Below are 13,077 nucleotides of genomic sequence, written 5' to 3' on the forward strand. Positions count from 1 at the left end.
GTTCATAGCCAGAGAATAGCCGCAGCGCACGAGAGCGCGGCGCCCCAGCCATAGGTGAACGCTGGGCGTCCAGGCGGAGGCGGGGTTATTGGTTGTGGAGCTCTCGAGTTCGGCACGCAGTTCATCATCGACAGCGCGCCGCTGGGCGCCGGCATCGGGGCCGGGCGCAATGCTCTTGGCTGCGCCAACGGCGGATGTGAAAAGGGAGTTTAGCTGCTGCGCCACTGAGTCGTCCACCGGCTGGCTTCCGATAGGGGCCAGGCCCGCGCCGGCCAATAGGGGGTAGGCCGTGGGGCCCGGAATGGGACCGGTTTGGCCCGGCCTGACGAAGAGAAGCCCTGCAGCCGCGAGAGAGACGACAACAGCGATTTTGAGGGAAGTTTTCATAAATACTTGGGCTTAAGTTCTGCGAGCAGCGCTATGCGCCCACCCCGGACAGGGCAGTTTGGGAAGCTTTCCTTTTTATACAGATAAGCATGGTTTATTGGCAACAGACGCTTCCGGCGATCGGTTGGCTTATGGATTTGCTGCACACTAGTACAAGTAAAATTGGAGGCCGATCGGTCACCAAAATATTCAGAAAAGCAAACAAAGTTTGACATTGCTTATGGTTTGAGACGGGAGGGCTTAGAAGAAACCCCCAGCTTCAGGGCCGCGGCGGCAACTTTGCGGCGATGCCTGGCAATGGCCGGATGGGAGACGTGGAGGGCCAAAGCGATCTCGTTGACGCGAAAGCCGTCATACAATAGCAGCAAGACGGCAGCGTCGAACGGGTCCAGGACGGCCACCATCAACCGAAGGAGGTCATGCGCGCAGACGTTCTGGAGAACGTCGTCGGGGTCAATCAGGCACGCAGCGCAATCTTCAAGAGCCAACCTGAGCGGCTGCCGCTTAGGCGCATCGATGCTTCGTCCGATTTTGAGGACGTTCCTTGCGCGAAGGAGACAGCTATCTACATAACCAACTAGGCGTCTTGCCAGGATAATCGCGTTGAACCTGGGAGAGGTGTTCAGTGGCATCCTGCGAAAGTTCGTCTGCCAGAGCCGAGGCAACAAGAGGCGGAAGAGCTCAGCTTCGTGAGTTTGCTCAAGCGGGCGGCAGGTGCCAAACAGCGTGGCGAACAGGTGATTTTCGCAACAAGCGAACCCTTAGCGAGCATTCAGACCATGACGGCCGGGCTCAATCCTCAAATCATCCACTATGAAGGGCGCGTGATTACGAAATATTGATGAGTTGGGCGTGCTCCCGAGGGCGAAATGAATATGACCCGCAATACCATCAGCGCCGATTAGCGTCAAACTCCTTCATTACAAGGATGTTATGCACTACCCTTCCTCACCCTTAAACCATCAATCCAACTACCCTCCAAATCCCCACGATTTCGAGGTCTTCCGCCCCTCTTTATCCTGTTCGCATATGCTAAATTCATCATCATCGATCAACATCGGCTCACAGCCCGACAACAACAACAACCACAACCACAACCTCACCGTTCTCGACGCCGAGCTCCAAGAACAACGCTATAAAACAGCCGGGCTCGCCGGCATCCGCAACTCCATCCCCAACCTGCGCCATAAAGAAGCCAGCGACATCGAAGTCCTCCGCGGAATCGTTTCGGCCGAAAAGCTCGCTGAGTCCTCCCGTGAGGACAATGTCCCCCATCGGAATGACCTCCCGCCTCGTGAAGAGATGCCCTATTGCCCTTCCGGCCCCACCTTTGGCGAGATGCTCCAACACGAGATGAGCCGGCGCGCCTTAGCGTCAAAACCGCAGCCCCAGCCCCGGCAGCCCCTTGCCCCCTCCGAACGTCCCTCGAACGTCTCTCAAACGACATCTCACGGTAACCCACAGTAACCGTACGGTAGCTTACGGTAACCCACGGTAACTCCCGGTAACCATAAATCCCCACAACACTGACGGCCAGACTTACCTCCGCTTTAACCCCCTCAAGGCCGACGCGCACAAACTTTTCCATCAAAACACTGCCCTTGGGCTCCCGACCAGCCTCCTTGGAGCCTCAGGCCCCCTCAGACTTTGACACCATAGGTGACCATGTTGCACTTGTGTTGCACTTCAAAGTGCAACATAAAAACCGCATAATATCAGCGACTATATCGTTAATGTAGCATGTTGCACTTCGTTTTTCCTTTCCCGCGCGCAAAACTTTTCCACCCAAAACGCTCGATGCTCAATGCTACTGGCCACATCACGCTCACTCTCGGAACCGTCGGCGTTAGGTCCCGTCTGCTCTCGGTTGCTCTCCCGTCCCCCCATCCCCCATTAATTGCGCCAAATTGCGCCAAATTGCACGAAATTGCAGCAAATTCCCGCAAATTGCAGTTCGACTCCAGTGCGCACCATCCGCTATGTTGAGAATGTTCGACCTTTGAGCGTTCGATGTTCTGGCCCCGTCCGCTCTTCCGCAAAAAACCGGAGTCAACCGCTGCTATCTCAGTTTCCTTCAGCTTCCGCACTTGAAACTGAATCTCCGTAACGCTAAGTAACGCTAAATAACGGTAAATAACGCTATTTTATTATGTTTCAGTTTCCCTGTTGTTCATCCATTTCACCCCCGATATTCGAACCCCGCCTTCCGAGCCCCGCCCAGTTATTCCAATTCCACAAATCCAAAAACCGACCCGGCGTCACCGGTGGACACCGGTTGACACCGGTGGACACCGGTTGACACTACAGAGCCCACCCCCCTCATTCCCGTGGTGTTCATTTTTCAACACCGGCGACAGAGCAGGACTTCGAGCACCGTTTTCTTCTCCGTTTCAGTTTCTGTGGGGATGCTTGCATTTCCCGACGATTCCTTGTGCGGATGCAAAAGGAAGTTCTTCAGTTCTTCCACATACCCGTATTCCGCGGTTTCGATTTGGTCGCGACTATGCCGCGCTGTGCCTCTGCCGCTTTTTGGCGGCCTTGTCTTCCCCTTCGTGTAAATTCGTGAAATTCGTGTCTCCTCCCCGCCTTCTTCCGCGTTCTTTCGCGGCAACTTCCTAACATGAACTACATCCTTAAATCTGCCGATGCTTCTCCCTCTCCTCCTTTGGAGGAGAGGGCCGGGGAGAGGAGGCCCTGCTGGGAGGATCGTGGGATGGACTACCGCTCCCACCCGTCCATCTGACCAAATCTGACCAAATCTGAGTGATTTTTTCACTCATATGAGATTCGAGGCAACCAGCCCGAACAACCCCGCCCAGAGTCCTGTCAGTCAAAGGACACGTTTTGTCGTGGAATATAGGGTGAAGACATATGAAAACCACCACCGCCTCGATCTGGCCCGGCCAGCCAACCAACGCGCGGACCGCTCGCCCCCAGTCTCCGATTAAACCCACGCGCCAGCTAAGCGAGTCCGCGAGCGCCGTCAATGCTGCCGTTTTTCGATCAAGAACGTTGCGACGCGGTGGAGTGCGCCCGGATTGACGTTGGGGCGCGCATCGGTCAATCTGGGGCGAAGCCGGTCGATTCATTCCCGGCACGAACTTTGTTTTGAGATGAGCAACGGCCTGCAGATTGTTTCCTTGTCGCGCAGTTCGCGCGATATCAACCGATTTTTAAACGTCAGCTACTGCATTTACAATGGTGATCCCAATTGGGTAGCTCCGCTGCTGATGGATTTGAAAAAGGTCTTCACGGACGACAACCCACTCTTCGAGCACGCCAAAATGCAGCTTTGGGTCGCCTCCCGGAACGGTCGCGATATAGGCCGCATTGCCGGCATCATTGACGAGACCCATAACCGCTTGGTTGAGCCGGGGGCGTTCTTCGGCTTTTTCGAATGCCTCAATGACCCGGCAGCCGCCGGGGCCTTGCTCAAAACGATGGCGGATTGGGCGGCGCAGGCGGGCTTGAAACGGGTGCTGGGGCCGATGAACCCCACGACCAATGATGAATGCGGTCTGCTGGTCGAGGGGTTTGATTCACCGCCTGTGTTCATGATGACCTATAACCCGCGCTATTATGTGGATTTGGTGGAAGCGGACGGTTTTCGCAAAGCCAAGGACCTTCTGGCATTCCACATCGACCTCTCGAATATCCCAATGGACCGCTTAACGCGAATCGGTGGGAAGGTCAAGCAGCGCAACCCGGGCTTGGCCTTCCGCCCCGTGTTGCGCAAGACACTCGACCAGGACATCGTGAAGATAAAAGAGGTCTATAACGCCGCCTGGCAGCAGAACTGGGGGTTTGTGCCGATGACCGATGCCGAGGTGGATTTCATGGCGGAGCGCCTGAAACCCTTGCTTATGGAAGGATTGATTTGGCTGGCCGAGGCGGGGTCGCAGCCGGTGGGTTTTCTGCTGGCATTGCCTGACTACAACCCGGCCCTTCAGCCGCTGCGGGGGCGCTTGCTAACCCCGCGCGTGTTGGGATTCATTCCCTATCTGATGGGCTGGAAACGCCCGAAACGAACCCGAGTTCTGACCCTCGGGGTCACTGAAAAGTATCGCTCGAAAGGCATCGAATCGGCGCTCCTGATCGAGGGATTGAAGGTCGGGTTCGATGCCGGGGTGACCGAATCGGAGGCCTCGTGGATTCTTGAGGACAACGTGATGATGTGCCGTGTGCTCGAGGCCATCGGGGGCAGAGTGTACAAACGATACAGGATTTACGAGAAATCTCTTTAGACGCGCGTGGCCGATGTCTTTTTGAGCATGGCTTTAGTCTCGGCCTGAAGGAGCTCCAGCTCTGCGCGCAGTTCTTCTTTGGATTTTTTATCCATCCGATCGATGAAAAGAATCCCGTGAAGGTGATCGGTTTCATGTTGAACGGCGCGCGAAAGCAGGCCGCCACAACGAAACTCCAATGGCCTGCCCTTTTCATCAAGGGCTTTCACATCCACAACGTCGGGCCGGGTAATTTCAGCAAAAACCTCAGGAAAACTCAGGCACCCTTCCGGTCCGGAGACCGGCTGGCCAATCGGGGTAATTTCGGGATTCAGCAGCACCAGCGGCATAAAGCTACGCACGTCGGTTGGTTGGCCCTTGATTTCGAGAGAAGAGGGCCGGTCTGTTACCCCGCGCACGTCGATCACGGTGAGCTGGAGCGCCAAACCGACCTGTTGCGCGGCCAGGCCGATGCCCTTGTATTCATACATTGTTTCGAGCATATCGGCGATCAGCTTCCTGATTGCCGCGCTCACCGTATCTACGCGGGCGCCTTTGTGCCGCAACACCGGCGTGCCATATTTGATTATCGACAATACCATTCCGTCACCATGATTCAGCCCGGCCAGTTTCGCAACATCTGCGCAAGGTCCCGAATCGCCGGGCTTTGGCCGGTGCGCACGTAAAACCCACTGGTGGTCACGCCGCTCAGCAGGCAGCGCTCGGTCGTGAAACCCAGTAATTTGCCCAGGCAAAAACCGGAGTTGAAGTGGTCGCCGGCGCCGGTGGTGATCTTGGGTTTGGGAGCAAACGGCCCCTGAACGATGGCCTCTCCATCCGGACCAGAGGCCAGCGCGTAAGCGGTTGGATGGATGATAATCGTATCAATCGGGATGCGCAGGTGGATTTCCTTGCAGACCTTTTGCAGCCCTTCCGGCGAATGGTCTTCGGCCTTGAGTCCGAGGTTTTCTGCTATTTCGTAACCTTCCTTTTCGTTCAGGCCCAGGATGACGTCAAAATACTTTTGGAAGGCGCGGATCAATTCGAGGGCGCGCAGGATATCTTCATTGGTCCGTTTTTCGGGATCGGCCAGATCGATGAAGAGCTTGCGGCGGGTTCCCTGGAGTTTAGGGCAGATTTCTTTCAAGACAGCGGACCAGATGTCGCTCATCGAGGTGAGCATGGTCCAGTTCACGAAGCCGACCAGGTCGGCCTGGCCGAAGTGAGCGGCAAATTTGTCCTGACCGAACCGGCTCTTGATATTGTCCCAATTCATTTGTTTCAAGGACTCATGTTTGCCCAACATGATTTTGCCGTCTTCGAATTCCAGCGCGTCGGTATAGCCCGGCTCGGCGATGGAATGGACCTGGGCGATTTTGGCAAAGCTTGCAAAAACCGGGTGCAGGTTCGGGTAACCCAAGATGCCCAGATAAGTTATTTTCAGGCCGAAGCTGGCCAGGGCATTGGCCATAATGGGGCCGTTGCCTCCCAGTTTGGTCAATTGGCTGACCAGCTCGATATTGGTGCTGCGGCCCGCCGCAGCCGCCAGTCTTTGCGCCAACTGGGCGATAGTGGGCAGCCGCACGTATTTGTCGGCGCTTTCACGCTTGTCCACCACGTGCAGGATGTCATCCACAAAACCGTCGAGCCCGACAAAAGCAGACATCTGGCCCGCGCGCTGGATGTTGGTTTCGAGCTGGGTTGCGGTTTGTTTGCGTAATTCAGGATCGTTCATGAGTAGGATAGGTGTTTGAATTAAATCGTGAAGGGACCTGCCAATTCAGTCCGCCCTGACCCCCAGGATTTGCAGCACTCGCTCCAGCTCGGCGTCGCTGTAAAAGGCGATTTCCAGCGCCCCTTTTCCATGGGCATAGCGCAGCCGGATTTTTGTGCCGAGGCGTTCGCGAATCTGGTCTTCGAGATTGGCAATGTGGGCGTCCCGATTCGGCGGAGCGGCGGGCGGCGACTTGGATAAAGTTGAAGCTTGGCGGGCATGCAGGTGGGCCACAAGGGCTTCGGTTTGGCGCACATTGAGGCCGTCCCTCAGAATGCGCTCGGCCGCGCTTTTCTGGTGTGTTGGCCCGGCCAGGCCCAAAATGACCTTGGCGTGGCCGACCGACAACTTTCCCTCACGAAGATAGCCCTGCACCTCTGCGGCCAGCTTGAGCAAACGCAGCGAGTTGGCCACCACCGTCCGGCTTTTGCCTACCTTGGCGGCCACTTCTTCCTGCGTAAGCTGAAACTGCTCGATCAATTGGGCGTAGCCCTGGGCCTCTTCGAGGGGATTGAGGTTCTCCCGCTGTAAGTTTTCGATCAGTGCCAGTTCGAGCACCGCCCGGTCATCGGCTTGCCTCACAATGACGGGGACATCAGCCAGGGCCAGGAGTTGGGCGGCGCGCCAGCGGCGTTCTCCTGCGATCAGCTCGAGATGCCCGTTGCGCTCGCGCACAATGAGGGGTTGGACGATGCCTTGCTCCCTGATTGAATCGGCCAGTTCGCGGAGGGCTTCCGGAGCGAAGTCTTTGCGGGGTTGAAAAGGGCAGGGGACGATGCGCTCGAGGGCGACCCGCTGCACGTGGTCCGGCCCCGGAGTGGCGGGCAGGACCTCGGGAGGAGGGTGCGGGGTTGCGGCCGGGAAAGGAGGTTGCGCGAGGGGACTGCCGCCCAACAACGCTCCCAGGCCCCGGCCCAAAGCTGGCTTTGCCATGCGCTAGAGGGTGTCCAACCGCGGCAAATATGTCAATTCAGTCCCTGCCCCATCGCAACCTGGACTGGCCTGGACCATTGAACCTGCGACTTCGGCTTTGGGTTTTGCTGCGCAATTGTGTATGGTTCATTCGTGGCACTCACAAAAACTGACTTCACTGGTTTGATAGCATCCCTCAAGGGACGGGGTTTGCCCCCACAGTACCTCGGTTACTTTGAATGCTTTAATCAGCAGCTTTTTTTCGAGGCCCACGAGGTTTTGGAGGGACTTTGGCTTCGCGAGCGAGGTGGTCCCAAGGATTTATTCTACAAGGGCTTGATTCAATTGGCAGGGGCATTCGTGCATGTGCAGAAGGACCGCCGCGGGCCGGCAGCGGCTTTGCTGCATTTGGCACAAGCCAATTTCGCGCGGTATCCAGATGTTTTCGATAGTCTCGAATTGAATTCGTTGGGGCAGATGATCCAACTCTGGCTGGGGCGCCTGCAAGAGGGCACAGGCTCTTCGAATCCGCTCTGGATTGGCCCCTACCCGCAGCTCAGGCTGGAAGCGCCCTGATTGGCGGATTTGTTATTCCGACACGCCTGTGCCATATTGAACCCAATAATGCCCGCTTTCTTTAACGTGTACGACTGCGAGCCTTTGCATTATGCTCAACGATATTTCGATTTTACTGGCGGAGGATGACGATAATGACATTTTCCTCATGCGGCGTGCCTTCGAGCGAGCCGGAGTTCCCAACCCTCTGGCGGTCGTACACAACGGCCAGGAGGCGATCGATTATCTGGCCGGCACCGGTAAGTTCTCCAACCGCAAACAGTATCCGCTGCCCGGTTTAGTGCTTCTGGATCTGAAGATGCCCTGGATGGATGGGTTCGACGTGCTCAAATGGCTGCGCACCCATCCGCAGTTCGATACCTTGCCAGTCGTTGTGCTGACCTCCTCCAAACTTCAGGCCGATGTGGATAAATCCCGTCAATTGGGCGTCTATGATTATCGGGTCAAGCCCCAGGGCTTTGATGACCTGGTCAGCCTGCTGGATGATGTGCGCAAGTGCTGGCTGGATGAGAGGTTTAATCGATACTGCGCCAACCCGGGGCAAACCACCGACGGGGAACGGCCCAAGCTTCAGAAGTAATAGGAGGACGCGGGGGATGGGCTACGCATAGGGGACCCTCTGCCCTTCTGAAGGAAAGAGGGAGAATCCTGTGCAGCTTGCGGTTGCAGGACACGTTACAGACTCCTCTGAGCGCGGCTAACTAAAGCCGGCTTGCTACGCGGCGGAAATGATAGCCGATGACCGCTAACTCGATAGCGCAACGGAGTTGCCGCGGACGCCGTAAAAGAATGCTCCAAAAGAATCTCCAATAATTGTGACGGCCACGTTCCAGGATACCCAGCATCCAAAAGGATTTCAGAAAGGCCTTTAAATCCGACGGCGATACACGCAACCGCGGCCCGGAAGGCCGGTGGTTCTCCAGGAACGTGCGAATTCTTTGATAGTAAGCCTTGGGCTCGTAAAGGCGCCTCATCAGGTCGCGATAGCCGTTTTGCAGAAACTCCCGGTTCAGGCGCGTCCTGAAATTGAGCACCGCTTCGGTATTATTGCCGGTCGCTTCAGATTCCAGGCGGCCTTCGCGCTTGAGCCGCTGGTACAACTTGGTTTGCGGCAGGGCCTGCAGCAAACCCACCATCGCGGTGACAACGCCGGATTGTTGGATGAATTCAAACTGTCGCTTGAAGATGTCTTGCTGGTCATTGTCGAAACCGACAATAAAGCCACCCATGACTTCCAACCCGGCACGCTGGAGAATCTGGATGGATTCGACCAGATCGCGGCCTTTGTTCTGGAGCTTGTGGCACTCCTGCAGGCTCTCTGCCAAAGGCGTTTCGATGCCGACGAATACCTTCTTAAACCCTGCTTTGGCCATCAACTCGCAAAGCTCGGGGTCGTCCGCCAGGTTCACCGAGGCTTCGGTGAAAAAGCCCATGCTCGGCTGCACCCGTTGGCGCCAGGCAATCATCTCACCCAACAGCGCCTTGGTTCGCTTTTTGTCTCCGATAAAGTTGTCATCCACGATAAAGACCATATCCTTCCAGCCTTGCAAGCGGAGGGTCTCGAGCTCGCCGATGAGTTGGGCTGGAGTTTTGGTCCTGGGCACCCGGCCATTCATGATGATGATATCGCAAAACTCACAATCATAAGGACAGCCGCGTGAGAACTGGACCGCCATCGTGACGTAGTGTTTGAAATCAATCAGGTCCCAGCGGGGCGCCGGCACACGCGTGACCGCTGGCCGTCCGGCAGCCCTGTACAACGGTTGCACGGTCCTGGCCGCCATATCCGCAGCCAATTGCGCCATGAGGTCCTCGGCCTCGCCCAGCACGAAGTGATGGATTGCAGGAAAATTCTCGTAACCGGTGGTGAACAGAGGTCCTCCGGCGATGATGGGCTTGCCCAAGCCGTTGCAGCGGGCGGCGATTTCATTGACAGACTGTGTGTGGACGATCATCGCGCTGATCAGGACGTAATCGGCCCAAAGCAGATCGCTGTCGCTTAAGCGTTTAACATTCAAATCGACCAGGCGAAAATTCCATTCCGAGGGCAGCATCGCCGCGATGGTCAGCAGGCCCAGCGGCGGAAAGGTCGAGCGCTTGGAGACAAAGCGCAGGACATGTTTGAAGCTCCAAAAGGTGTCCGGGTTCTGTGGATAAACCAACAATACGTTCATAGGATTCTCGTGTTCCGATTCCTCCAGCGAGCTTAGCACAGCCTTTCTGTCAATGCACTACTTACACTACTGGGAGGAGGGTGGGATGGACTACACATAGAGGGACCCCTCTCCCCTTCGGAAGGGGAGAGGGAGAAGCATCGGCAGATTAGAGATGTAGTTCATGTTCGGGACTCCTCAGTATAGCGATTATAGCGCTTCATAAGGCGCTTTGCGGTTCTTGCGCCGTGCCAGTTCGCTGGCGTACTTGCGGCCCAGCGTCTCGGCGTGCTCACGCGTCCAGTTGGTAAGCCGGGTGGTTCCCAGAGGAGGGGAATGGGTGCACAAAAGGTTCTGCATCAGGCCCTGAATCTCATCCCTGGTGATCAGGACATCCCCGGTGAGCTTGCCCAAGACCTGGGCCAGGAAAAAACCCACCGAGGGTGGCACGGAAATCATCGGGCGGCGCTTGCCGATAATGGCGCCGATTTGCCGCACCAGCTCGCGGTAGGTGAACGTCTCTGGGCCGATGGCATCCAGGATGGCGTTGCTCCTTTGAGCCCCTTGCGTGATGGCGAGCTGGGCCAGGTCATCGACATAAATCGGTTGGAGTTTGTATTGGCCATCGCCGAACACGCCGAACACAGGCAATCGGCGCAGGCACCAGGCGATGTTGTTGATGAGAATGTCTTCGCGCCCGAACAAGACCGCTGGCCGCAGAATGGCATAGGATGAACCCGATTCCGTGAGCGCCCGCTCCAATTGGGCCTTGCCGCGGAAGTATTCCAAGGGGGATTCGAGCGACGGATTGGTGATACTGACATGAACTACGCGTGAAACGCCGGCCACTCGGCAGGCCTCGAACAATTTGAGGCTGTTTTCGATAGCCCGCCGGCGCGAAAAATCACCGTAGTTGAATCTTACCCAATAGGTATTGTAGAGAACGGCAGCACCATTGAGAGATTCGGCGAGTTTCGCCGGATTATCGAACGAAAAAGGGAGGGCCTGCACCTGGTCGCCGAAAGGGTTGGCCCTTTCGAGCGAGTTGGTGAGGGTCCGTACGCGATGACCCGCCTCGAGCAGGCGGGCGGCAATGTATTTACCGGAATAGCCAAAGGCCCCGGTCACCACATGGAACTCGCTGCTTGTCCCGCCCGGTTTCATTTGTCAGCGCACCCGCTTTCTTCCCTTCGAGCGAAGAAAAGCTCAGGTCTTTAGCTGTGCTAGACATCCTGATGATCGGCGAAGAAGCGCTGCATCGCAAATTTTCTGCTGAATTCGATCGAGTCTTCGAGGCGATGCCGCTGGTGCCGTGACATTGGCCTGAACCCACGCGCCAGCGCCGCGTTTTGCTCGATGTGCGCGAGTTGGGGCATCCCGACGCTGGCCAGTGAAACGGGAAGCGAGAGCGCGTACGCCAGCAGTTTCTCGAAAGGAGCTGCGCCGATCAAATGCTCCTGGCCGGAGACTTTCATGGCGATGATGCCGAGCTGCTTTTCAATTGCCACCGGGAGCGCCAGGCGCTCGAAGCTCTCGGGCCCTGCTGGCGCAGTCTTCATCGCGTCGGTCATGCTGGCCAGCCCCGCATTCAGCGCCATCTGAGTGCAGTCAAAGTCGAACCGCAGCAGCGCCGTGCGTAAGGCCGCGGGACTTGCATGGCACGTAATGCCGATCGCGTGAGTAATCCCTTGGTCACGCGCCGCGTAGAATGCCTCCACGACTCCCCCGGGCTTGCCGATGGCCGCCAGGTCCTGCGCATCCTTCAATGCGTGAATGTGCAGCACATCGAGGTGGTCGGTCTGGAGTCGTTTGAGGCTCAAGTCGATTTGCCGCCGGGCCCCGTCCGCCGTGCGGGCTGCGATCTTGGTGGCGAGCGTCACTTCCTTGCGCCGCGTCGCCATGATTCGCCCGACTCGTTCTTCGCTGCGGCCATTGCCATACGAGTGAGCGGTATCGATATAGGTTATTCCAAGGTCAATGGCGCGATTAAGGGCTTCGAGGGCCTTGTCCTCCTCCGCGTACATGAGGAAGCGGCTGCCGGAGCCGAACCCGAGAATGGGTACCGTGAGGCCGGTTCGGCCTAGAATACGGCTCGGAAGCTTTCCGAAGGGAAGGGCGGCCAGGGTGGGTGCTGCGAGGAGGCCCAACGCCGCGGTTTCGAGGAATTGGCGACGGTTCATACCCAAGCAAGCTCTCCCATGTCGAGCGGAAGCACAAGGAGAAAGGATTGGTGAATGAGCAGCGTGGTGGTGCGTGGTGGCGTTGCTCTTTGTAACGCCAGTCTTTGTTGAAGGTGAACTCTTCTTCGGCGCGGCGCGCCCTGGTGCGGGCTTGCCAATTGCTCCACGGAGTGCGGCTTTTCTACGAGCGCCCCGTTGGACCACACGAATAAGCAAATATAGGCTTATCTGCCATGCCGACCGCCGCCGTGGCCAAATCCACCATGGCCACCGCCACTCCGGGCAAATCCTCCGTGCCCTCCACCATGGGCAAAGCCTCCAGGCCTGCCAAATCCTCCATGAAACCCGCCTCGGCCTGCAAACCCTCGATGGCCGCCATGGAAGAATCGGCCGCGATCGTGATCACCGAAGCCATAAATGCCCCCACCGTAGAAGTCACCATAAAGGCCAGGGCCGTAGTACCCGTAATCGGGGGCGTAATAGCCGTAGTAGGGGCCATAATCATTATAATAATCGCCGTACCACCCGGGCTCCCCATAGCCATAATAACCGTAATCGGCACAACCGGTTAACATTCCGGCGGCCAGGAGACAAATCCATAGCCTCCACGCCCGACCTAATCTCTTCAATTGTTGCATTCCAACCTCCTCTGCGCGATCTGTCCCCCCAACCAACTATCCATTTCCCCTGATCAGGGGACCGTCACATATTTCATCTCTTTACTTTTCCTGGTATCTCATCTCGACTGTTGCGATCCAAGGCGGGTTTAGTGTTCACCCAACAAACCAATCTACCCCCCAAAGTCGTTCCCAGCAAGCCAGGCTCACCCTATCCTACGCTTGCGCAACGCCATCTGATTTCGTCATCATGGA

Annotated in this window: 13 protein-coding genes; 4 read left to right on the plus strand and 9 right to left on the minus strand. The window is 57.0% G+C overall.

Going from position 1 to position 13,077, the window contains the following annotated elements; all coding sequences use genetic code 11:
• A partial coding sequence (locus tag VG146_03515) for a hypothetical protein (GenBank protein HEV2391412.1) occupies positions 1-387 on the minus strand: 387 nt, incomplete at its 3' end.
• Positions 388-605: 218 nt separating this feature from the next.
• Positions 606-1,019 (minus strand): hypothetical protein, encoded by a 414-nt coding sequence (locus VG146_03520; protein HEV2391413.1) that lies wholly within the window; start codon positions 1,017-1,019, stop codon positions 606-608.
• A 397-nt stretch (positions 1,020-1,416) separates the two neighbouring features.
• Here VG146_03520 and VG146_03525 point away from each other — a divergent pair, with 397 nt between their 5' ends.
• Both VG146_03525 and VG146_03530 read left to right on the plus strand, forming a co-directional pair.
• Positions 1,417-1,854, plus strand: a complete 438-nt coding sequence (locus tag VG146_03525; GenBank protein ID HEV2391414.1) for a hypothetical protein — start codon at positions 1,417-1,419, stop codon at positions 1,852-1,854.
• Positions 1,855-3,500: 1,646 nt separating this feature from the next.
• Positions 3,501-4,631, plus strand: coding sequence for a GNAT family N-acetyltransferase (locus VG146_03530; GenBank protein ID HEV2391415.1), 1,131 nt, complete (start codon positions 3,501-3,503; stop codon positions 4,629-4,631).
• Here VG146_03530 and def read toward each other — a convergent pair.
• Genes def through VG146_03545 form a run of 3 tightly spaced genes read right to left on the minus strand, consistent with a single transcriptional unit; the run spans position 4,628 to position 7,317 of the window.
• The gene (gene def, locus VG146_03535) at positions 4,628-5,212 is read right to left on the minus strand and encodes a peptide deformylase (GenBank protein ID HEV2391416.1); all 585 of its coding nucleotides are present in this window, start codon (positions 5,210-5,212) and stop codon (positions 4,628-4,630) included. The genes VG146_03530 and def overlap by 4 nt on opposite strands.
• Positions 5,213-5,226: 14 nt before the next feature.
• Complete coding sequence (locus VG146_03540; protein ID HEV2391417.1) at positions 5,227-6,345, minus strand: PfkB family carbohydrate kinase; 1,119 nt, start codon at positions 6,343-6,345, stop codon at positions 5,227-5,229.
• Positions 6,346-6,390: 45 nt separating this feature from the next.
• Complete coding sequence (locus VG146_03545; GenBank protein ID HEV2391418.1) at positions 6,391-7,317, minus strand: ParB/RepB/Spo0J family partition protein; 927 nt, start codon at positions 7,315-7,317, stop codon at positions 6,391-6,393.
• A 132-nt stretch (positions 7,318-7,449) separates the two neighbouring features.
• Here VG146_03545 and VG146_03550 point away from each other — a divergent pair, with 132 nt between their 5' ends.
• Both VG146_03550 and VG146_03555 read left to right on the plus strand, forming a co-directional pair.
• Positions 7,450-7,872, plus strand: coding sequence for a DUF309 domain-containing protein (locus tag VG146_03550; protein HEV2391419.1), 423 nt, complete (start codon positions 7,450-7,452; stop codon positions 7,870-7,872).
• A gap of 91 nt (positions 7,873-7,963) precedes the next feature.
• The gene (locus tag VG146_03555; GenBank protein ID HEV2391420.1) at positions 7,964-8,452 is read left to right on the plus strand and encodes a response regulator; all 489 of its coding nucleotides are present in this window, start codon (positions 7,964-7,966) and stop codon (positions 8,450-8,452) included.
• A gap of 121 nt (positions 8,453-8,573) precedes the next feature.
• Here VG146_03555 and VG146_03560 read toward each other — a convergent pair whose 3' ends face one another.
• The 4 genes from VG146_03560 to VG146_03575 form a co-directional block, all read right to left on the minus strand.
• The gene (locus VG146_03560) at positions 8,574-10,046 is read right to left on the minus strand and encodes a DUF4070 domain-containing protein (protein ID HEV2391421.1); all 1,473 of its coding nucleotides are present in this window, start codon (positions 10,044-10,046) and stop codon (positions 8,574-8,576) included.
• Positions 10,047-10,235: 189 nt separating this feature from the next.
• Positions 10,236-11,189, minus strand: coding sequence for an NAD(P)H-binding protein (locus tag VG146_03565; protein ID HEV2391422.1), 954 nt, complete (start codon positions 11,187-11,189; stop codon positions 10,236-10,238).
• A gap of 59 nt (positions 11,190-11,248) precedes the next feature.
• Entirely contained in the window at positions 11,249-12,205 is a 957-nt protein-coding gene (locus VG146_03570; GenBank protein HEV2391423.1) for an aldo/keto reductase, read from the minus strand.
• A gap of 181 nt (positions 12,206-12,386) precedes the next feature.
• Positions 12,387-12,704: a hypothetical protein gene (locus VG146_03575; GenBank protein ID HEV2391424.1), complete on the minus strand. Its 318-nt coding sequence runs from the start codon at positions 12,702-12,704 to the stop codon at positions 12,387-12,389.
• Positions 12,705-13,077: the final 373 nt, after the last annotated feature.

Source organism: Verrucomicrobiia bacterium (assembly GCA_035946615.1).
Taxonomy (GTDB): domain Bacteria; phylum Verrucomicrobiota; class Verrucomicrobiia; order Limisphaerales; family UBA8199; genus DASYZB01.